This is a genomic window from Desulfogranum aggregans (assembly GCF_055398265.1).
The window spans coordinates 840,406-861,091 of the sequence record NZ_AP042447.1; the positions used below are offsets into that span (position 1 = coordinate 840,406).

Annotated in this window: 18 protein-coding genes; 8 read left to right on the top strand and 10 right to left on the bottom strand. The window is 52.6% G+C overall.

From position 1 onward, the window contains the following. The first annotated feature begins 56 nt into the window (after window positions 1-56). Window positions 57-2,240: a polyphosphate kinase 1 gene (ppk1, locus tag ACZ52Z_RS03945; protein WP_464270753.1), complete on the top strand. Its 2,184-nt coding sequence runs from the start codon at window positions 57-59 to the stop codon at window positions 2,238-2,240. On the opposite strand, the gene ACZ52Z_RS03950 is transcribed toward ppk1, so the two are convergent. The 7 genes from ACZ52Z_RS03950 to ACZ52Z_RS03980 form a co-directional block, all read right to left on the bottom strand. Then, window positions 2,237-5,389, bottom strand: a complete 3,153-nt coding sequence (locus tag ACZ52Z_RS03950) for a DNA polymerase III subunit alpha (protein WP_464269460.1) — start codon at window positions 5,387-5,389, stop codon at window positions 2,237-2,239. The genes ppk1 and ACZ52Z_RS03950 overlap by 4 nt on opposite strands. Then, window positions 5,325-6,500, bottom strand: coding sequence for a DNA polymerase Y family protein (locus tag ACZ52Z_RS03955; RefSeq protein WP_464269461.1), 1,176 nt, complete (start codon window positions 6,498-6,500; stop codon window positions 5,325-5,327). Before ACZ52Z_RS03955 ends, ACZ52Z_RS03950 begins: the two co-directional genes overlap by 65 nt. 61 nt (window positions 6,501-6,561) lie before the next feature. After that, the gene (locus ACZ52Z_RS03960) at window positions 6,562-7,356 is read right to left on the bottom strand and encodes a DUF72 domain-containing protein (protein ID WP_464269462.1); all 795 of its coding nucleotides are present in this window, start codon (window positions 7,354-7,356) and stop codon (window positions 6,562-6,564) included. After that, on the bottom strand, window positions 7,356-8,000 hold the full coding sequence (lexA, locus tag ACZ52Z_RS03965; protein ID WP_464269463.1) for a transcriptional repressor LexA: 645 nt from the start codon (window positions 7,998-8,000) through the stop codon (window positions 7,356-7,358). Before lexA ends, ACZ52Z_RS03960 begins: the two co-directional genes overlap by 1 nt. Before the next feature lie 202 nt (window positions 8,001-8,202). Next, window positions 8,203-8,694 carry a universal stress protein gene (locus ACZ52Z_RS03970; protein WP_464269464.1) on the bottom strand — a complete coding sequence of 164 codons (492 nt, stop codon included), beginning with the start codon at window positions 8,692-8,694 and terminating at the stop codon, window positions 8,203-8,205. Between the two features lie 48 nt (window positions 8,695-8,742). Continuing rightward, window positions 8,743-10,821, bottom strand: a complete 2,079-nt coding sequence (locus ACZ52Z_RS03975) for a TRAP transporter permease (RefSeq protein ID WP_464269465.1) — start codon at window positions 10,819-10,821, stop codon at window positions 8,743-8,745. Between the two features lie 231 nt (window positions 10,822-11,052). Continuing rightward, window positions 11,053-12,021: a TAXI family TRAP transporter solute-binding subunit gene (locus ACZ52Z_RS03980; RefSeq protein WP_464269466.1), complete on the bottom strand. Its 969-nt coding sequence runs from the start codon at window positions 12,019-12,021 to the stop codon at window positions 11,053-11,055. A gap of 264 nt (window positions 12,022-12,285) precedes the next feature. Here ACZ52Z_RS03980 and ACZ52Z_RS03985 point away from each other — a divergent pair, with 264 nt between their 5' ends. The 7 genes from ACZ52Z_RS03985 to ACZ52Z_RS04015 all read left to right on the top strand — a co-directional run bounded on the left by ACZ52Z_RS03985 (window position 12,286) and on the right by ACZ52Z_RS04015 (window position 17,453). After that, on the top strand, window positions 12,286-12,576 hold the full coding sequence (locus tag ACZ52Z_RS03985; RefSeq protein ID WP_464269467.1) for a 4Fe-4S dicluster domain-containing protein: 291 nt from the start codon (window positions 12,286-12,288) through the stop codon (window positions 12,574-12,576). Beyond that, window positions 12,569-13,708, top strand: coding sequence for a 2-oxoacid:acceptor oxidoreductase subunit alpha (locus tag ACZ52Z_RS03990; RefSeq protein ID WP_464269468.1), 1,140 nt, complete (start codon window positions 12,569-12,571; stop codon window positions 13,706-13,708). Before ACZ52Z_RS03985 ends, ACZ52Z_RS03990 begins: the two co-directional genes overlap by 8 nt. Window positions 13,709-13,721: 13 nt before the next feature. Beyond that, the gene (locus ACZ52Z_RS03995) at window positions 13,722-14,564 is read left to right on the top strand and encodes a 2-oxoacid:ferredoxin oxidoreductase subunit beta (protein WP_464269469.1); all 843 of its coding nucleotides are present in this window, start codon (window positions 13,722-13,724) and stop codon (window positions 14,562-14,564) included. Beyond that, window positions 14,561-15,163 carry a 2-oxoacid:acceptor oxidoreductase family protein gene (locus ACZ52Z_RS04000; RefSeq protein ID WP_464269470.1) on the top strand — a complete coding sequence of 201 codons (603 nt, stop codon included), beginning with the start codon at window positions 14,561-14,563 and terminating at the stop codon, window positions 15,161-15,163. Before ACZ52Z_RS03995 ends, ACZ52Z_RS04000 begins: the two co-directional genes overlap by 4 nt. 1 nt (window position 15,164) lies before the next feature. After that, entirely contained in the window at window positions 15,165-15,740 is a 576-nt protein-coding gene (locus ACZ52Z_RS04005; protein ID WP_464269471.1) for a flavodoxin family protein, read from the top strand. A 161-nt stretch (window positions 15,741-15,901) separates the two neighbouring features. Next, entirely contained in the window at window positions 15,902-16,087 is a 186-nt protein-coding gene (locus ACZ52Z_RS04010; protein ID WP_464269472.1) for a zinc-ribbon domain-containing protein, read from the top strand. 355 nt (window positions 16,088-16,442) lie between these two features. Continuing rightward, a complete protein-coding gene (locus ACZ52Z_RS04015; protein ID WP_464269473.1) occupies window positions 16,443-17,453 on the top strand; it encodes a hypothetical protein in 1,011 nt (336 codons plus the stop codon). On the opposite strand, the gene rlmN is transcribed toward ACZ52Z_RS04015, so the two are convergent. The 3 genes from rlmN to serC form a co-directional block, all read right to left on the bottom strand. After that, entirely contained in the window at window positions 17,448-18,533 is a 1,086-nt protein-coding gene (gene rlmN / locus ACZ52Z_RS04020) for a dual-specificity RNA methyltransferase RlmN (RefSeq protein ID WP_464269474.1), read from the bottom strand. The two genes, ACZ52Z_RS04015 and rlmN, sit on opposite strands and share 6 nt — an antisense overlap. A gap of 15 nt (window positions 18,534-18,548) precedes the next feature. After that, a complete protein-coding gene (locus ACZ52Z_RS04025; RefSeq protein ID WP_464269475.1) occupies window positions 18,549-19,433 on the bottom strand; it encodes a radical SAM protein in 885 nt (294 codons plus the stop codon). Between the two features lie 97 nt (window positions 19,434-19,530). Then, window positions 19,531-20,616, bottom strand: coding sequence for a 3-phosphoserine/phosphohydroxythreonine transaminase (gene serC, locus ACZ52Z_RS04030; RefSeq protein ID WP_464269476.1), 1,086 nt, complete (start codon window positions 20,614-20,616; stop codon window positions 19,531-19,533). Between the last annotated feature and the right edge of the window lie 70 nt (window positions 20,617-20,686).

The window sequence follows — 20,686 nt, forward strand, 5'->3', positions numbered from 1 at the left end:
CGTATCCCAGCGCGAGGCAACCCATGGAATTGAGCACACACAAGGCTGTTGAGAATATGGCAAAAGACACGACCAAAAAACAAGCATCGGCCAAAGAAGCACCTGCCACCTTTGATCTGAACAGCAGCAAATGGTTTCTCAATCGCGAGCTGACCTGGCTTGAGTTCAACCGCCGGGTACTGCATGAAGGCCAGGATGAACGTAACCCTCTTCTGGAAAGGGTCAATTTTCTTGCCATTATCAGCAACAATCTTGATGAATTTTTCATGAAGCGGATCGGCGGACTCAAACAGCAGGTCGGTGCCGATCTCAAGCGTCTGTCTGATGATGGAAGAACACCACAGCAGCAGATCGATGAATCCTATGCCGTGATCCGTGATCTCCTGCGTCAGCAGCAGGAATTGGAAACAACCCTGCTCAAGCTCCTGGCCAAGGAAAGTATTCATATTATCGAATATACGGATCTGGAGAAGGAGCAACAAAGTGCACTGGACACCTACTTTCAAGACAGTATCTATCCGCTCCTTACCCCACAGGGCATGGATCCGGCCCATCCGTTTCCCTTTATTTCCAACCTCTCGCTCAACCTGCTGGTGGCAACCCATCATGAGAACAGTGACCACACCTATCTCAATCGGATAAAAATTCCCAGCGAGGTCGGTATTCCCCGTTTTATTGAGGTGCAGGAGGGGACCGATGTTTACGTTCGTTTTGAGGACCTGGTTGCCAATAACCTGGAAGTCCTTTTTCCGGGAATGGTTATCGAAAGTTGTGAATTTTTTCGGGTCACCAGGAACGCGATTACCGAAAAAACCCTTGATCTGGCAACCGACCTGCTGGCCATGATCGAAACAGCGCTCCAAAATCGTAAATTCGCCTCCATTGTCCGGCTGGAAGTAAGCAGCAACATGACCAGGCAGCACCGCGGCATGCTGGCGGCAGAACTCGGCATCGACTCGCGCAAAGACGTGTTTGAAGTAGACGGCATCATGGACAAGCGGGATCTGTTTCAGATCGCTGGCATCCATAAACCTCACCTGCACTATCCGGTGCATCAACCTCTTGACCATTATAGGTTGGCCGGCGACTCTCCCAACATCTTTCACCTGATCAGGGAGGAGGGGCCGTTCCTCCTGCAGCACCCCTATGAGTCGTTCAGTTCGTCGGTGGAACGGTTTCTCAAAGAGGCGAGTCGCGACCCGAAAGTGCTGGCCATTAAAATGACCCTCTACCGTACCTCGGCCGACTCACAGATTATCAAATACCTGCTTGAGGCTGCCCAGAATGGGAAACAGGTGGCAGTGGTCGTTGAACTGATGGCACGATTTGATGAATCAGCCAATATCCGTTGGGCAACCTCCCTTGAAGAGGCGGGAATTCACGTTACCTACGGCGTTGTCGGCCTCAAAACCCACTGCAAGGTCATCTTTGTTGTCCGTCAGGATTATCTCGGCCTCCGCCGCTATGCCCACATAGGGACCGGTAATTACCATGCAGGTACGGCCCGCATGTACAGTGACTTCGGTCTGCTGACCTGCGATCAGGAACTCGGCAATGACTTGACCGAGCTGTTTAATTACCTGACCATGGGATACGCACCGCTTCGTAATTACAAGAAACTGCTCCCTTCACCCAAGGTGCTGAAAACCACACTCCTTGAGCTCATCCATAAGGAAATCGAGCTGCATAGCGATGATGCCCCAGGTTTGATCCAGTTGAAGACCAATGCCCTCACCGATTTCGATATCATCAAAGCGCTTTACCAGGCCTCCCAGGCCGGAGTAAAGGTAAACCTTATCGTCCGTGACAGTTGCCTCCTCAGACCAGGCATTCCCGGCCTTTCCGACAATATTTCCGTTATTTCCATTGTCGGCCGTTTTCTCGAACACGCCCGCATTTATTATTTTCAGCACCAGGGAGAGGAGCAGTATTTCATCGGTTCAGCAGACCTGATGAAGCGCAACCTGGAAAGACGGGTTGAGGTCATCACCCCTATCCGTGCACCGGTCCTCTGCCAACAATTACGTAGATTTATCGACCTGCAGCTCGCTGATCAGCGGGGTGCATGGGATATGCGCGCCGATGGCTCCTACCTCCAGCGAAAACCCGATTCGTCCGCCAAAGCGGTATCGGCTCAGGAACAATGCATACAAGAAACCGCCAAACGGCTGGCTGAAGCCAAGCGCCAATTTAAAAAACAAAAATATAGCAAAAAAATCGCCAAACGTAAAAAAAGCTAACCTCCCATTTTTTTCGCTACAGGCCGTGCATCGGGCATAGCCGTGAACTGAAAACAGGTGCTGCGGTCTGCGGCCCGTTCAACGGTAAGGGTGGATACACCGAACTCCTGATCGATGTATCCCTCCAACAGCAGGGGACCTTTGCGGTGAAGCAGATGACAGAACCGGTCGTATATCCGGGGAAAGAAGGTACACTCCACCTGACCGGTTTCATCTTCAAAACTGAGAAATTGCATAGTTTCCCCCTGCTTGGTCCCTACCACCTTTCCGGTAATCATCCACCCCAAGAAACGAAGACGGCACCTGGCCGATGACGACTGGAGTGGCGGCCAGTTCTCCATATCCCGGGCACGCACTGTTTTCAACCTGCGACGATATCGATCAAAGAGAATGATGGGATGACATGCGCAGAGAAAGCCGAGAACCCGGAACTCACTGCGCAGCCGTTCCAGCGGTTCTCCTTCGGGAAGCGGCGGCGGCTTGACTGACGGGACAAACAGGGAGCCGGTTTCAACGCTTTTGCCTTTCTGCCAGCGAGCGAGCAGCCAGCACAATGCCGCCCGATTCTGCTCGCCTTCGTAGGGTTCCAGCTCGTCCAGGGCACCGCAATGGATAAGGGCGCGGGCTTCGTCCGCTTCCGGCGCGATCCTGGTGAAAAAGTCCATGGCTGAGGCAAAGGGACGTCTGGCGCGCTGATCCACCAGGCGTTCAGCAGTCCTGTGCGAAAGCCCCTGGACAGCCATGAACCCTACCTGTAGCCTGTTTCCCCGGCCTGTCCAGGGTATTTCGCTTGTGCGAACATCCGGTGGGATAATGGTCAGCCCCATGCGCTTAGCCTCGGAGACATAGGCGAAGGTCGAATAAAATCCTCCCTGGTTGGAGATAACTGCGGCCATGAACTCTGCCGGATAATGGACCTTGAGATAGGCTGCCTGAAAAGAGACCTTGGCATAGCTTGCTGAGTGGGGTTTGCAAAAGGAGTAACCGTCAAAGCTCATCATCATCTCCCAGATGCGGGCGGCAGTGGCATCATCCACACCGCGTTCCCTTGCCTTTGCCAGAAAAGATTGCTGATAGTCCCGGAGTTTTCTGTCCTTATCCTTTTTGGACATGATCTTGCGCAGACGGTCAGCGTCACTGTGACTGAAGCCGAACTGCACCGCCACCCGTGATACATCTTCCTGGTAGACCATAATACCGTAGGTTTCGTCGAGCACGTTGCCCACCAGCGGATGAAGCGGTTGCCATTGGCCGCCATGAAGACGACGCAGGTATTCGCGAATAAACTCATTGGCTGCCGGACGGATGATCGAGGAATGGATGACCATATGAGCAAAATCTCCGACCCCGGCCTTTTTCTGCAATAGCCGGGTGGCAGGGCTTTCTATATAAAAGCATCCCATCGTGTCTCCCCGGGCGATACCGGCCCTGGTCATGGGGTCATCTTCGGGCTCCCACCTGGTTTCGTCGAAAGGAAGGTGCTGGCGGCGGATGGCGGCAACCGTATCCCTGATGACGCCCAGACTGCGGTTGCCCAACAGGTCGATCTTGACCAGCCCCCCGCTTTCGGTGCCATCTTTTTCCCATTGGATAATAGGGACCCCTTTGGGTGCATACTCCACCGGCACATATCCGCTGATCGGCTCCGGAGTGATGACCACGCCTCCCGGATGCACGGAGCGGTACCTGGGGCATCCGGTAATTTTTTCCGCCATGGCCAGTATCCTGGGCCAGGGGGCGGAAAGCTCCACGCCCTTCAGTTGTGGGAGACTTTCCAGCGAAGCAAGGGAGGAGCCTCGCCGACCTTGCGCCCGCCACATCCAGGGCAGTTTTTTGGTTATGCGGGAAATCTCTCCTCCAGGAAGACCGAAGACTTTGGCTGTCTCCCGGATAGCCATGCGCGGTTGCAGCATCACATGGTTGGAGACCATGGCGGCATGGCCCTGGAAATCGGTAAGCACCCGCTGCAGGACGGCATCGCGTTCATCCCAGGAAAAGTCGACGTCTATATCCGGCGCATCACTCCTGCCAGGGTTGAGAAAACGTTCAAAATAGAGGTTGTGCTTGATTGGGCACACATTGGTGATAAACAGGCAATAGGCTACCAATGAGGCGGCTCCGGATCCTCGCCCGCAGGTTCTGGAAACCGAGCCGACGATATCCTGAACCACCAGAAAATAGGAGGAAAACCCCATGTTGCCGATCACCTTTAGCTCATGCCGCAGGCGAGAGTCAACAGCATCGGGAAGGGGTACCCCGTAGCGTTGGGCAGCTCCCGTATACGCAGCTTGCCAAAGACGCTGATCGGCATCTCCATGGCTGCAGGGGGGCAGGACCAGCCGGGTAGGGGGGCTGGTGAAGGTGCATCGTTCTTCAACCTGTCGGATGTTGCGCACTGCCTCCGGCCACTGTTCAAACCGCTGGGCAAACTCTTTTGGAGAAGCGAGGTAGGCGTCCGCCCCCGCATCATCGGCCGCAGTCAGCCTGCTTATGGAGGTATTATCGGCAATGGCGCGCAGCAATCGGTGCACAGGGTAATCGTCTGGAGTGAGAAAAAAAGCGTCATTGACCGCAATCGCGCGAATACCGCGTCGTGCGGCTGCGTTGCGCAAACCGTGATTGTACTGATCAGGTTTGCGGACTATGGCGGCAAAGGTATCGGCGCCGCATGCATGGCAGTGATCAAGCAGGGGGATAGTCGTTGGCAGGAGTACCAGCCCCTGGTGATAAACGCTTACCGCATCCTCAATGTCAAACAGGGATCGGTCGTGGTATCTGCTGAGCAGACGGCAGAGATTACCATACCCGGTTTGGTTCTTTACCAGGCATACCATGCGGTACTGGGCAGTACGGATTTCGGCGCCGATAATCGATTTAAGCCCCTGTTCCCGACAGCTTTCAACATACTTCCAGATTCCGTAGAGGTTATTGATGTCGGTCACGGCAAGGGAGCGGTATCCCAATTGACGAACATGACGACAGAGTTCCTCCATGGAAGGCGTTCCCTCCATCATCGAATAGTGAGAGTGGAGGCCAAGGGCCGCTGAAGCGGATCGTAAAGGCGCCTTGCTGTTCATATCCCTGCTACTGGGTTGTAGCGCCCCCCCGTCGGATAGCCCCGGCTCCGAATCGCCGGAAAATCGCGTCACAGGCACTGCTCAGCCTTTGTTCCTTTTGCTCCTTTTCACTCTCGCTGTTGTCACCAAAAAGGGAAAGTTGTTGTACCGGTCTACTGCAGCGGCTGCAGGAAACAGTGAGCTGCCGCAACCGTACCCTTCTGTGCCATGCACGGTATAAGGCGGTAAGGGCGAGTTGTCCAAGGGTTGAATCATCGGCAACGGAGTTTCGGGTGACGGCCTGACGGGCAACTGTCGCCCCATCGGTATACAGCAGCTGCACACTAACCCGGCGACAGCCAAGGTGTCGGATTCGTAAACTGCGACCGGCCCGGGCAACAAGCGCTGTCAATGCGCTGCGAACGACTGTCGCCTGGTTGGTGTCCGGTGTAAAGGTATGCACGAAAACATTGCCTGCCGGGTGGGAAGAAAAAGGGAGGACCGGTGCCTGATCGATACCACGGGCCATCTGGTAGAGGGTCCTGGCACGCCTGCCGCATATGACACTCAGTTCCTCCACGCTTAAAGCTGCCACCTCAGAGGCTTTCCTGATATGGATATCGTGCAGGCAATGCAGATCTGTAGAAAGGATGCCTGGCAGCAGTGAAATGGGCAGGGGGGCGAGGAAAGACTCCTCCTCACCGGCGGCCACAATGTATTCCCCCACTGGCTTAACCAAGCGGCTTGCCACCTTGGCTGTCAGTTTATTGGGCGCAACAGACCAGATGGGGTCAAGCCCCAGTTCCCGCAACAATGTTTTCCGCAGCCTCCATCCGATGTCAGGAGCGGGGCCAAAGAGGCGATGCGTGCCGGTGACATCGAGATAGAGATGGCCATTACCGTCGGAGCATTCTACCAGAGGAGTAAAATGCCTGGCACGACGAAAACACTCCAGCAGGGCCTGTCGATATTTTTCCTGTCGCGGCGGGAGCACGACCGCCCCGCGACAACGCCTGACAGCAGAAGTTAAAAGCATTCCCTTGCGGACGCCGTCGCGATAGGCCTCCTCACTCATGTCATACACAAGCGAACGCGAAGCATGGGGGGCAACGATCAATGGCCGACTGCGAAGAGAGGTGTCCATCAAGCGCTCGACAGCAACGCTGAAGTCGGCAATATTGAGATGGATGACTTTTCGTTCCATCTCTCAAATGTAAACAAATGTAAAGTTTTTGTAAAGTACACTGTGCGGAAAAGGCAAGCAATCAATTGCCGGCAAGGAGATCGTGCATCTGCCGTGCATTGTCCACTGCCTGCCCGGCCACATAGTTATTGAAGAAAATAACCCCGCGACCGGCACAGTCCCGCAAAGGGGTGATAACTTCACGGATCAGCGCAACTAATTCATCGTGACTGTAGCGATAGCTCAACCGCTGCCGGGTGGTAGCTGATCCCCATCCCGAACTGTTGCGGCCATGAAGCCGAACATAAAAAAAATCAGTATTGGTGGAAAAATTCAAGCAGGGAAAGAGCTCGGGAAGGGGAGGGGTGTCGGGCGTCACCAGGGTGATGTTACGCTGCTCAAGTGCATGAAAGACTCGGTCAGTGGCCCAGGAACGATGACGAAACTCCACAGCCAGCGGCAAGGTGCGCAATTCGTCCAGAAGCCTGGACAGGTAAAGGCGATTGGTTTGGGTTCGGGAAAACGAGAAAGGAAACTGGAGCAGAACGGCCAGTAATTTTCCCGAACAAAGCAATGGCCGTATCCCGCTGCAGTAAAGGCGGGCATGGCTTTTCCACTGATCGTTGACCTCGTGGGTCATGGTTCGGGTAAGTTTGGCAGTAAACCGAAAAAAGGGAGGTGCACGGTCGAGCATACGATCCAGGGGCTCGGGCCGAGCCATCTGATACCAGGTATAGTTGAGTTCAACCACCGGAAAGAGCCGGCTGTACAGGTCGAGCATGTGGCCGGATTTGGTTCCGGCCGGATAAATACCTGCTTCAATCCACTCGGGATAAGAAAAACCACAGGTACCGACTCGCAGACATTGTCCCGCCATTAGAGGCCGTTCATCCGGTCAGGACCGCGGTGGATGCCGATCACCCTTCCCTGAATGAGCACACTGCCCAACGCATAGCGGACCGGCTGGTAATCGTCATTTTCCGGTACCAGTTCAATAGAGTCACCACGATAAAAAAACCGCTTGACAGTGGCTTCCTCGTTGCCGATAAGGACGACCACAATCTCACCGTTCTGGGCATACTGCCGGGGTTCGCAGATGGCAAGGTCACCGTCAAGAATGCCGACCTTTTCCATGGAGTTTCCCTGTACATAGAGGGCAAAGAGGTTGTCGCCACGATAGAGGGTGCGGTCAACGCAGATATGGCCGGCCCATTCCTGCTGCGCATAGAGCGGCATCCCAGCGGCTACACGACCAATGATCGGAACCATGCGCCCCTGCGACTCCCTCGCGTGCTCCTCCCCCCCGGTGAGCAGGGTCAACGATCGACTGTACCGGCCGTCACGCTTCACCCACCCCTTCTCTTCAAGGGTTTGCAGCATACTGGCAACAGCGGTGTGACTGACCTGGAGATCATGGGCAGCCTGACGGAGACTCGGGGTCTGGCCGGTATGTGCAAGTTGCTTTTTCAGATAGGCAAGCAGCTGTTGTTGCCGCGGAGTTAAAGCATTTGATTGGGACATGAAAGGTTACTCTCCTGTAACTGTACATTTGATTAAATGTAATAGTACAAGAAAAAAAAGCAAGCAGGAAAGTGTTGTCGACGTGCTATGGTTATGGCAGACGGGACTCGGGACAGGGTTTCAAGGGAGGGAAAACGGGAGAGGCACTGCAAAGAATCACGCTCTGCAGTGCCTCATGTAAAAGGGGGGAAAGAGAGGTGCTTTATACCTGGATGCGTTTACGCAACTTCTCGGCAATGCGTTCACCACGGTAAGAAACGATGGTGACAGGGGAGCGACGAAAGAGTTTTTCCGCCACTGATCCGGTAAAGGCGTGCATCAGTTCCGATTTGGCCTTGAGCCCCATAACGATCATGTCCGCGTCTTCCTTGACCGCTACTTTCAGCAGGGTGCTTGCAGGACGCCCTACCTTAAACAGGAAACGAACCTTGTCTTCGTTTATGTCAACGTCTTTGATCATTTCTTCGAGCAGGCCGATCCGCTGTTTCTCTATCTCCTCCACATAGTGTTGTTCATCCACTTCATAGCCGAAAGAGGTGATGGTCTGTACGGCCTCCAGATCCCGTTCGTTAATTACATGAACAAGCAGGAGCTCGGCATCAAACGGTTTGGCAAGCATTGCCGCATACTCAAGTATGCCCTTGGAAAAACTTGAAAAAGCCAGTGGAACCATAATTTTTCGTATACCAGCCATGAAAGTCTGCTCCTCAGTTGAAAAGATTGCATAAATGATTGCCGCGTATCATGCCGCTGGTGCCTGTTGCGGGGCGGAACGCGGAACCCGCGGTCGCTGCAGAAGGTAGAGCACACCAAAAATCGTCAATCCGATCAGGTAGGTCCAGTATCGTTGATCATGGGCCATGCCCAGCCACTTGGCGATTTGATCAGGACGCATGAGGATAAAGGTCACCGAGAGAAAAAGGGGAATTTCCCAATAGCGGTTTTTGGCAATAAACCATCCCTGGGTAGCAGAGGCAAAGGCAAAGTTACCAATGCAGGTCATAACGAAAATTAGTATTCCCTGACTCCAAGAATAGACGTTATGCAGGATGAGATCCGTGTTGAAGATAAACATGAACGGCAGAATAGCCGTCCGAATATCGTACATGAACCCCTGGATCCCGGTCTGAATCGGCGGGGATTTGGCAATGGCCGCTGCCGCATAGGCGGCGAGTCCGACCGGCGGAGTGTCATCAGCCAGGATACCGAAATAGAAACAGAAAAGGTGTGCTGCCATGAGCGGAACAATGAAGCCCTGCATTCCGCCAACATTCACGATGGCAGGAGCCGTCAGCGAGGCCATGACGATATAGGTTGCCGTCGTCGGCAGCCCCATACCGATAATCAGACTGGCAAGGGCGGTAATGGCGAGCATGAGCACCACATTACCCATGGAAAGCACATCAATGATCTCGGTGATCAGGTTGCCGAGCCCCAGGGCTACAACGCCGACAATGATACCGGCAGCTGCCGTTGCCAGGGCTACGGCTACCATATTCCGGGCACCGGCAGCCAATGCATTGAGAATATTGATGATGGAGTACTTGAATGCCGGCCCAAGGGGTTGCTTGGCCCGATACGCCCTGACCGGTTCCTGGAACAGCATGATGACGAACATGACCATAATCGCGTTAAAGGCGGCCAGCTCGGGGGAATGGCGCACAACAATCAGTTCGTAGAGCAGCATGGCCAGGGGAATAAGGTAATGGACGCCGCTGAGCAGGGTGGCTAAAAACGGCGGCAACTCTTCTTTGGGCATGCCGCGAATTCCGAGTTTTGAAGCCTCGATATGGGAAATGAAAAACAGAGCTGCATAGGAGGCGAACGCCGGTACAGCAGCCGCTTTGACAACCTCGATGTAGGGTACATTCACATACTCGGCAATAATAAAGGCAGCTGCCCCCATAATCGGCGGTGCCAACTGCCCATCGGTGGAAGCCGCCACCTCAATGGCTGCCGCTTTGGTGGGCGGATATCCGACTTTTTTCATCATCGGGATAGTAAAGGTCCCGGTGGTGACGATATTGGCGATGGATGAGCCCGATACCAGACCGGTAAGTCCGGAACCCATGATGGCCGCTTTGGCCGGTCCTCCCTTGAATCGTCCCAGCAGACTCAGGGCGAGTTGAATAAAATAATGTCCGGCTCCTGCCTTGTCCAGCATGGCGCCAAAGAGTACAAAAAGAAAAACAATGGTTGCCGACACATCAAGCGGAATACCGTAAATACCCTCGGTGGACATGGTCATCTGTCCGACAAAACGATCGAGAGACGTACCCTTGAAAGCAATCAGATCGGGCATATACGGACCAAGGAATGAATAGATAATAAAACAAGTGGCAATGACGGGGAGTGCCGGCCCAATGGTCCTCCGAGCAGCCTCCAGTAAAACAGCGACAAGGGACAGGCCAACAACAATATCCATGGTTGATGGAGTACCATATCGGATGACCAGTTCCTCATAGTTGAGCATGAGGTACAACGCACAGTAGGCGGCAAAAAGCGCAAGGCCCATGTCCAGCAGAGGAATGCGCTTGTGCTCGGCAAAATACCGCAGGCCAAAGTAGGGTTTTTTGAAAAACGGATAATTGAGATACACCAGGGCCATGGCAAAAGCGAGGTGGATGGCTCGAATATAGGTGGAATCAAGGAGCAGGAATTTGGGCAGCGCCAATTGGAACAAGCTCCAGGCGATGGCAATGGTGGGGATAAGGTACTTTTGCCATCCATCCGGCCTGCGCCCTATCCCTTCTTCTTCTTCAGCCAGACGGCGGGCAGCTTCGACCCCGTCTTCGACTTTTTCAATACGGATTTTGCTCATCAACTACCTCCTGTCGGTAAGGCGAATATCATTGAACATCATGGCTGTTACTTGTCAGCCACAAACCGGGGCATAGATCGGGAAGAAATGCCTCCGGTTCAACCCGGAAATCGGGTTAACAGGGGGATTGGAAACAGCTTGGCTGCGCTGTGGACCGACTGTCTGCAGTCGGGAGAGAACCCGGGCAACAGCGGCGGCTGCTGCCCGGGGTGTTCCATACTGCCGAGCCTGTTATTTCAGACCGACTTCTTTGTAATACTTCAGCGCGCCGGGATGAAGCGGAGCGGACAGACCTTCCAGCATCGATTCTTTGGTCAGGATGGCGTATGCCGGATGCAGCTTTTTAAATTCCTCGAAGTTATCGAACACCTCCTTGGTAATTGCATAGACGACTTCATCAGGAACTTTGGCAGAGGTAACCAGGGTGGCCTTTACCCCGAAGGTGGGAACGTCCTTGTCATTCTGTGCTCCCGGGTAGTTGGAAATCGGGATAATGGATTTTGCATAGTAGGGGTATTTGGCCAGTAGCGCATCTATACCGGTGATGGAAACAAAACGCACTTTTCGTGCTCCGGAAGTTGCTTCCTTAAAGGCTCCACTCGGATGACCGACGGTGTAGAAAAAGGCGTCAAGCCGACCGTCCTGGAGCAGTCCTGGCGCTTCGGAAGCCTTGACTCCCTCAGCGGTGAGGTCTTTTTCAGGATCAAGACCAACAGCCGTCAACGCGTCGATAGCGTTCTGCCGCTGTCCGGATCCGGGGTTACCGATATTGACCCGTTTACCTTTCAGATCCTTGATGTCAACCGCACCGGAATCCACTGCCGCTGCTAACGTTACTGATTCGGGATGGATGGAAAAAACAGAACGGAGATTCTTTTGCGGTCCTTTATCCTGCCACTCGGCAGTCCCTTCCATTGCCTGAAACTGGCGGTCGGATTGGGCTATGCCAAACTCCAGGTCACCATTCATGACAGCGTTGATGTTGAATACTGAACCACCCGTGGACTCGACCGTGGCGCGAATGCCGTATTCCTTTTTTTTCTTATTGACCATTTTCGCAATGGCGCCGCCGGTTGGATAATACACGCCGGTAATACCGCCGGTTCCGATGGTCACAAACTGCGTTTTCGCCTGGGCAAGACCTGCTGCCATGCACAGACCTGCTGCCACTGCAATTGATAGAAACAGTCCTTTCTTCATGCATACCTCCATTGCGTTAATTCGTGTTGAAAAGCGTTAGCCCTCTATGCAACAACCTATTTTTATATAGAATTATTAATGGCTTTACAAGTTTTTCTTCTATTTTTTGACAATCAGGACTGGGCCGGAAAAAAGCAGGGGATTTGCTTGATTTTTTTGATGAGAACCTGTATGCCGGGGGTGGAGAGAGGCAGGTGACCGGTGAGAGCACATCCCGCTACCAATGACGAGCGCTCAACTTGAGTGACAGCACACCCTTAAAAAATGAAAGAAAAAGAAGAAAAACAAACAGTTAAACAGGAAGAGACGACAACTCCTTCACCCAAGAGAAAAAAGAAACTGTATGACATAGCATTCTACCATGACTGGTGCAAAGCGTGTGGAATTTGCATTGCCTTTTGCCCCAAAAAAATTATCACTCCCGACAAATCCGGCAAGCCCGTTATCGAAGAACCTGACAAGTGCATCGGTTGCCGTTTTTGTGAAATACACTGTCCGGATTTTGCCATAACTGTTTCCGAGCGACGCCCCAAGAGGAGGAGAGACGATGTTTAACGAAGCAAACAAGCGACTTCTACTCCAGGGAAACGAGGCAATTGCCTATGGTGCTCTGGCAGCCGGTTGTCGGTTTTTTGCCGGCTACCCCATTACCCCGGCTACAGAAATTTCAGAAATGCTTGCAGCCAAGCTGCCGCAGGTAAATGGTACCTTCGTGCAGATGGAAGATGAAATTGCCAGTATGGGGGCCATTATCGGCGCGTCCCTTGCTGGCGTTAAATCCATGACTGCAACCTCAGGCCCGGGTTTTTCCCTGATGCAGGAAAACCTGGGATATGCGTGTATTGCCGAAGTCCCCTGTGTTGTTGTCAATGTCATGCGCGGCGGTCCTTCCACCGGTCTTCCTACATGCCCTTCACAGGGAGACGTCCAGATGGCCAGATGGGGTACCCATGGCGACCATCCTATCATCGTTCTCGCTGTCTCATCAGTCGCGGATTCGTTTTCTATCACTGTCAAGGCGTTTAACCTGTCCGAACAGTACCGGGTGCCGGTGGTCCTGCTTTCCGATGAGGTGGTTGCCCACACCAGGGAATGTGTACAGTTGCCGGACCAAAAAACTATTCGGGTTGTTGATCGTATACGACCCAGTGTCCCACCCGACTGGTACAAGCCTTATGAAGGGGACAATCGTGGCGTACCACACATGGCTGCCTTTGGTGATGGATATCGTCATCACGTCACTGGCCTCGTCCATGACGAACACGGGTTTCCCACCCAGAGACCCAGCGAGGTGCTTCAGTTTCAAAACCGGTTGACCCAAAAAATTACCCGCGGTTTTTCTGAGATCATGATCACTCGGGGATATATGCTCGAGGATGCTGAGGTAGGGGTTATTGCCTATGGCTCGGTGGCGAGATCCGCCTACAAGGCTGTCGAAGATGCCCGTAAACAGGGGGTAAAGGCCGGATTACTGCAGCTCGTTACCCTTTTTCCATTTCCACGAAGCCACGTTACTCCGCTGCTTGACAGGTGCCGCGCGGTTCTGGTTCCTGAAATGAATATGGGCCAGATCAGCCGTGAAGTGCAGCGCGTCAACCAGAACAAATGCGTTGTGGCCAAACACAATCGCATCGACGGCCAGTTCATCACCCCCAATGAAATTTATGCACAGCTGATCAAGCTTTAAGGAGACCATCAGTATGTCAGTTTCTGCACAGGCGATTCGACACGAATACCTCCGCCACAACAAAAAATTTCCCCACGTCTGGTGTCCAGGATGCGGCAACGGTATCGTTATGGCTGCCCTGCTCCGAGCAATTTACCGAATGGAGATCAGCAAGGACGATGTCGTGCTCGCTTCCGGTATCGGCTGTTCCGGGCGAATGCCGACTTATCTCGACTTCAACACCCTGCACACCACCCATGGACGGGCATTAACCTTTGCCACCGGTGTCAAGCTGGCCAACCCCGGACTCAATGTGGTCGCGATCATGGGCGACGGTGATGCCACTGCCATCGGCGGCAACCATTTCATTCATGCTGCCCGCCGTAATCTCAACCTCACCGCCATCATCATCAACAACTCCATCTATGGCATGACTGGTGGTCAATACTCACCAACGACTCCTTTTGGGTCCACATCAACCACCTCGCTCTACGGACATATTGAACATGATTTTTCTATTGCCGAACTAGCGGTTACCGCCGGCGCTTCGTTTGTCGCGCGGGCGACGGTATACCACGGAGAGCTGATGGATCGTCTGATTGAACAGGCGATGAAAAAGCGTGGGTTTGCCGTAGTGGAGGTCATTTCCAATTGTCATGTCCAGTATGGACGGCGCAATAAACTCGGCGGCGCCGTAGAAATGCTGACCAGTTTCAAGGAAAATGCCATCACGGTCAACAAGGCGAAAAAAATGACCCCTGAAGAACTGGAGGGAAAACTCACCGTTGGCGTTCTGACCGATAGGGAGATGCCCATCTCAACCGAAGAGTACAAAAAGGTCCGCCATCGAGCCAGCACAACAAAGGGAAAAATATGAAAGCACTCAAACCCATACAAGATAGGTACGAACTGCGCTTCAGCGGCTCAGGAGGGCAGGGACTCATTACTGCGGCCGTTGTCTTTTCTGAAGCAGCAGGAGTTTACGACGGAAAATATGTCTGCCAGACCCAAAGCTACGGGCCTGAAGCCCGCGGAGGTAAATCCAAGGCAGAGGTGGTCATAAGCGATAATCCAATTGATTACCCTAAATCGCTCAACCTGGATTTTCTTCTGGCAATGAATCAGGCCGCATGCGATGCGTACTTTTTTGACCTCAACTCCGATGGGCTCCTTCTTGTAGATTCCTCCCTGGTTGAGCAACACCCAACCAGCCGGATTATTGCCATTCCCTTTACCGATATCGCGAAAAAGGACCTGAGAAACGTGGTAGTTGCCAACATGGTGGCCCTCGGATCGGTGGGCCAGCTCTGCCAGCGAGTTGACCTGGACAACCTGGAACGCGCATTGCTGGAGAGAGTGCCCAAAGGAACAGAGGAGCTCAACAGGAAAGCACTGCATCGCGGTATAAAAGAGGCAGAAAAAGTAGACATTTCCTCGCTCCCGCGCTCCGTAATTACAGATGACGAAGAGGTGTAACATGAAAGTAGTAGCCTTTAACGGTAGTGCTCGCAAGAACGGCAACACTGCCTTGATGATCGAGGCTGTATTCGAAGAGCTCGAAAAGCAGGACATCGAAACCGAAATGCTGCAGCTGGCCGCCAAACATCCCCATGGCTGTATCGCGTGCTACCAATGCTTCAAGAAAAAAAATCAGCAGTGTATTGTCGATATCGACTGCATCAACGAGTGTATCGGAAAAATGGTTGAAGCCGACGGTATCATCCTCGCATCTCCTACCTACTTTGCCGATATAACCACCGAAATGAAAGCTCTCATTGACCGGAGCGGCATGACGTCACGGGCAAATGATGATATGTTCAAGCGCAAAGTCGGGGCATCTATTGTAGCCCGAAGGCGGGGCGGCGCCATTCATGCATTTGACACGATGAATCATTTTTTTACCATTAACCAGATGATCATCGTCGGTTCTTCCTACTGGAACATAGGGGTAGGCAGAGAAAAAGGAGATGTGCATGAGGATACCGAAGGTATGACCACCATGCGCGACCTGGGCAAAAATATGGCCTGGCTGCTCCATAAACTGAACAGTTGATGCTGCTAACCGGTCTGCGGAAAATCGATCAGCCATCGTTTCTGTTACTTGGGAACCCTGGTCGCTTTTACCCAAAAAAACAGCGGTCAACTCAATTGATAGCGACTGCGTCGCAACCGGTTTTCTTTTCTTGACGCCATATCCACCTGGAGCATGTGTTTATGTTGGCAATTTGCGAGGAATGTTCAAAAAAATACAATGTCGATGAAACAATGATAAAAGGTGACCAGGCTCGATTTTCCTGTTTCGAGTGCGGACACATCATTGTGGTAACCAAATCGAAAAAGGGCGCTTCTGGTGAAGCCCCCCAGCCAGACCCGCCTGAGGTAGACACGCAGAAGCCGTGATCTACACCGAGACGTGCTGCCGGAGGAACCATTCCTTCCTTCGGCAGCGCGACGGTTTCTTTTCATTTGCATAAAGTTGCGACTTGCCGAGCAAGGGAACGCTCACGCCAAAAGAGCATCAGCGTGCCATGTTTCCTCTTTGATGAGGAAAATGCGTGCCCATTCTGTTATTTATTGATGACATCTCTTGAATTTCTTTCAGAAAAACGATTTATTATATGGTGTCGACAATTATACATACCCACTGCTGAAAAAGTACCGAAACGGCTTTCGGCAACTCTCTATTCCATGGTTACGAAGAATGAACTATGCATGCTTGCCAGGCCCTTCAACGCTCTCTGGCTTGACATAGACCATGTTGCTTCCCAAAGAAAAGCCTTTTCTTGAGGGGCTCAACAGCTATTACCTCAACCTGGAGAAACTGACGGAGCATCTACAGGGAGAAATTGGTTCCGGCTGTATTCACGGGAAGGCCGTTGACCGGGAAATCCTTATCTATTTTGATGAAGACGAAATAATCCGCAGCCTGTTGCAGGAAACGCGAAAACCAGCCCAGTTTTTCCCTGACCTGGCGGTAATCAGTGAAGTATTCATGCAAAACAGCTTTGTGGTCAACATCCACTATCTCGACCCCAATGCTATCTTTTTTTGGGGACACATGCAGCCTTTTCAACGGGCAAAATCAGCGCTCAAGTCAACCGAAATTCCTCTTCCGGATCTTATTTTCCGGCTGCGTCAGAAAGATTTTTCCGGATTCATCGATGTGCAGATTATCAATAAACAGGACAGCGGGCTCCTGTTTTTCCACGAAGGAGATCGTGTCGGCGGCTCCTATTCCTGGGGAAAGGGAGGAATGAGCAAGTCAGACGAGGACTATAATATCCTTCTCAGCAGGGTACAGGCAGGGGAGGGGATGTTCACCTTCGGTTCCTATATCAAAAAAACGCAGGAAAAGGAAAAACAACAGGTGGGTTCCACCCAAACAGCCGCCCGAAAAGCACCCCCGAGGGTAGTAAACCCTGTTCACTCCCAATTACGGCCGGCTCTGGAGGAACTGCTCTTCTTCTTCATTCAGACCCTGCAGGAAAAAGGCGAGCAGCGTCCCGTAGAGGTTCTAAATGAGTACATGCAATCCCAGCTGGACACCTACCCCTACCTTGACCCCTACATGGGCTATTTTGAATACACCAAAGGGATTGTCAAGTTTTCCGCTGATGCACCAAAAGAGCGAATAATCCGGGCGCTTATTGTCTGTATGTGGGCCTTGGTTCGCTCCTATCGTGCGGAAGATGCCTTCAGGAGCAAACTGGGAACCATGCGCAATAAAGCATTGTTGGAATCCCGAAATATCCAGGTGGATTTATAGGGCCGGCTCCAGCACCGTACACCGCGTTTCGTCCCATCCCTTGCCAGCCAGTTGACCGCAGGCCGCTGAAATATCTTCCCCACGACTCTGTCGGATAAAGACGGTAAAACCATTCTCCCGCAGAATCTGCTGAAACCTGAGCATTCGATCTCTACTTATTGCCTGCGCCTTTTCCCCCTGGCCGCTATTGACAGCCAACAGGTTTATTTTACATGGAATCCCCTGCAGCAGCCTGGCCAGCTTGCTGGCAGCTTTATCGGAGTCATTGCTTCCCGGAAGCAGTGTATACTCAAACATAATCCGCTGTCGTTTTTTCTGCGGATAGTTTCTGCATGCCTCAATCAGTTCACCAATCGGATATTTTCTGTTTACCGGCATGACCGCACTCCTGCTCTCATCATCAACCGCGTGAAGGGAAATGGCTAGGTTCACATTGGTCAACGCCCCCAGTCGGAGCATCTGCGGCACCAATCCGCACGTGGAGACAGTGATGCGGCGGGCGGAAAAATCAAGCCCGCGCTGTTCGGTGAGCAGGCTGATCGCATCCAGCAGATTAGAAAAATTGGCAAGCGGTTCACCCATGCCCATAAAGACGAGGTTAGATAGCTGACCACGGTCGTTGTGCACCATCCAATCGCGAACCGCGCACACCTGATTGATTATTTCCGCTGTGCTCAGGTTACGCTCAAACCCCATTTTACCGGTGAGACAAAAAGTACAACCCATGGCACATCCAGCCTGGGAGGAAACACACAGGGTGTTGCGGTCCTCCTCGGGTATAAGCACAGATTCAATGACCAGCCCGTCGTGTAAACGAAAGGCAAACTTGACGGCTCCGTCGCGGGAGGTTTCAATGACAGCAGATGTAAATCTGCTGATGGTCGCGGACTGTTCCAAAACCCGACGAAATTTTTTTGCCAGATCGGTCATCTGTTCAAATTCGGTAATTCCCGGCTTGTAGATCCAGGCCAGAAGCTGACGACCGCGAAATGCGGGCTGCCCGAGTGATTCGACAAAGGAGATCAATTGCTCCTGGGTCAGGTTCTTTACATCTGTTTTTTGCACCTTTCCTTGTGTCATCCACCTCTCCTGCATCTATAACAATCGAAACCGTTCTTCTTTGAGCGGTACATTCCCTCCTCTGACTGCGGCGATGGTCGCGAGCATTGCCTCTTTGTCCTTGGGCAGCCTACCGCTGAGAGAAAAGTAATTGGAGGCATGGTTAGCCTGAAACTGGACTTTTGCCAACTCAATTTCCCGCAGCAAAGTCTCCAGTTCGACAAACAGCTCCTCAGGGGCAAGCGGCATAAAACGCTGCTGTTTCCATTGCTTGTACAATGGCGTTCCCGGCAATAGCATGAGGGTAAGCACGGCTATCTGTCTGGGCTGCATTTGATTGAGCACCCTTGCCGTAGCCTCTGCATGGGCACGAGACCTGGTTTTACCGGCAATGCCGAGCAGACAGGTGACAGAAAGAAAAACTCCTGCGGCGGCAACGCGCCTCCCGGCCTCGATCATCTGCTGACTGTCCACCCCTTTTCCAATCTCCAGCAATGTTTGGTCATCTCCTGTCTCCAGCCCCATATACAGTCGTCGTAAACCGAGGGCATTGTAATGCTGGAGTTGCTGCTCGCTCCTGGCGAGAATATTATGACAGTTGGCATAGGAGGCAACCCGCCTTACCCAGGGGAGACGTTGTTTGATGGTTTGTAATAGCCGAACAAGGGATGCATGGGGGAGGGCAAGTGCGTCACCGTCGGCAAGAAAAAGTGTGTGCTGGCGAAGGCACCACTGCGCCGCAAAGTCGATATCCTTTTCCACGATGGCCCATGCCTTTTCCCCAAAAGGCTTTTCACGGTATGCTCCACAGAAAGTGCAGTGATTGTGGGAACACCCTGTGGTCACCTGGAGAATAATGGAGTTGGCCTCACTTGGCGGTCGTATAATATTTCCCTGATAATCCATAGAAAACGGGTGCAAGCGTAGAGGAACTGCTGAAAACGAGGTGGGAGGATAAAGGAGGAAGGTGAAAGGGTGCCTTTAAAAAGTTTTTCTCCCTAACGGCACCCCTTATACTTCAGGCGCCGTTTTTACGCGCAAAGTCAGCCATAAAACCAACAAGTTTTTCCACCCCCTCTACAGGAAACGCATTATATATGGACGCGCGACACCCGCCAATGGACCGATGCCCCTTGAGACCGTCCAAACCAACAGCTGCAGCCTCTGCAATAAATTGAGCTTCGAGCTCAGCGGTCGGTAGATTAAAGGCCACATTCATCAGCGAACGCGAAGCTTTTTCCGCGTGACCTCGATAAAAATCGGTGCTGTCTATTGCCGCATACAGCAGGTTCGCCTTTTTTCTGTTGAGTTGTTCAATGGCAGGAATGCCGCCCAGCTCCTTGAGCCAGTTCAATACCCGGCCAACACAGTAGATGGGAAAGCAAGGCGGGGTGTTGAACATGGAGTCTTTCTCGGCATGGGTCGAATACTTAAGCATTGTCGGCACGGTCTCTACGGCACGAGTCAAGAGGTCCTCGCGTATTATCACCAGAGTCACACCGGAAGGCCCCATATTTTTTTGCGCTCCGGCAAAAATTATGCCGAATCTGGAAACATCGACCGGACGGGAGAAGATATCCGATGACATATCGGCGACCAGCATGGTCTCCTTGCTCGGCATGGTTGGGAACTGGGTACCGTAAATGGTGTTGTTGGAGACAAAGTAAAGGTATTGGCTGTTCGGATCAACGGTGTATTCGTCATCGGTTGGTACCCGGTTGAAGGAAGCCTCTTCGCTGGAATATGCCACCTCGATGTCACCGAAAAGCTTTGCCTCTTTAATGGCCTTCTTGGACCAGGTGCCGGTGTTGAGATAGGTTGCTTTTTGCCCTGGTGAGAGCAGGTTCATGGGCACCATGAAAAATTGAGACGAGGCTCCGCCCTGGAGAAAAAGAACCTTATAGTTGTCGGGAACGGCGAGCAGGGAACGGATTAACTGTTCTGCCTCTTCAGTAACAGCCATGAATTCCTTGGAACGATGGCTCAGTTCAATAAGACCGATTCCTTTATCCTTGAAATTGACAATGTCAGCGGCGGCTTCCTGTAGTACCGAGTAGGGTAGGGTGGCCGGTCCCGGGCTGAAATTATATATTCTCTCGGGCATGATGATCTCCTTGTAGATGGTGGTAGCAAGCGGTGAGGCAGCGCCCCGTTAGGGATAGAGTCAACACCAG

Bases quoted from the DNA above. Each gene is read 5' to 3' on its own strand.
- ppk1 (WP_464270753.1), top strand. From the start codon at position 57: ATGGCAAAAGACACGACCAAAAAACAAGCATCGGCCAAAGAAGCACCT.
- ACZ52Z_RS03955 (WP_464269461.1), bottom strand. From the start codon at position 6,500: ATGGAACGAAAAGTCATCCATCTCAATATTGCCGACTTCAGCGTTGCT.
- ACZ52Z_RS03960 (WP_464269462.1), bottom strand. From the start codon at position 7,356: ATGGCGGGACAATGTCTGCGAGTCGGTACCTGTGGTTTTTCTTATCCC.
- lexA (WP_464269463.1), bottom strand. From the start codon at position 8,000: ATGTCCCAATCAAATGCTTTAACTCCGCGGCAACAACAGCTGCTTGCC.
- ACZ52Z_RS03970 (WP_464269464.1), bottom strand. From the start codon at position 8,694: ATGGCTGGTATACGAAAAATTATGGTTCCACTGGCTTTTTCAAGTTTT.
- ACZ52Z_RS03975 (WP_464269465.1), bottom strand. From the start codon at position 10,821: ATGAGCAAAATCCGTATTGAAAAAGTCGAAGACGGGGTCGAAGCTGCC.
- ACZ52Z_RS03980 (WP_464269466.1), bottom strand. From the start codon at position 12,021: ATGAAGAAAGGACTGTTTCTATCAATTGCAGTGGCAGCAGGTCTGTGC.
- ACZ52Z_RS03985 (WP_464269467.1), top strand. From the start codon at position 12,286: ATGAAAGAAAAAGAAGAAAAACAAACAGTTAAACAGGAAGAGACGACA.
- ACZ52Z_RS03990 (WP_464269468.1), top strand. From the start codon at position 12,569: ATGTTTAACGAAGCAAACAAGCGACTTCTACTCCAGGGAAACGAGGCA.
- ACZ52Z_RS03995 (WP_464269469.1), top strand. From the start codon at position 13,722: ATGTCAGTTTCTGCACAGGCGATTCGACACGAATACCTCCGCCACAAC.
- ACZ52Z_RS04000 (WP_464269470.1), top strand. From the start codon at position 14,561: ATGAAAGCACTCAAACCCATACAAGATAGGTACGAACTGCGCTTCAGC.
- ACZ52Z_RS04005 (WP_464269471.1), top strand. From the start codon at position 15,165: ATGAAAGTAGTAGCCTTTAACGGTAGTGCTCGCAAGAACGGCAACACT.
- ACZ52Z_RS04010 (WP_464269472.1), top strand. From the start codon at position 15,902: ATGTTGGCAATTTGCGAGGAATGTTCAAAAAAATACAATGTCGATGAA.
- ACZ52Z_RS04015 (WP_464269473.1), top strand. From the start codon at position 16,443: ATGTTGCTTCCCAAAGAAAAGCCTTTTCTTGAGGGGCTCAACAGCTAT.
- rlmN (WP_464269474.1), bottom strand. From the start codon at position 18,533: ATGACACAAGGAAAGGTGCAAAAAACAGATGTAAAGAACCTGACCCAG.
- serC (WP_464269476.1), bottom strand. From the start codon at position 20,616: ATGCCCGAGAGAATATATAATTTCAGCCCGGGACCGGCCACCCTACCC.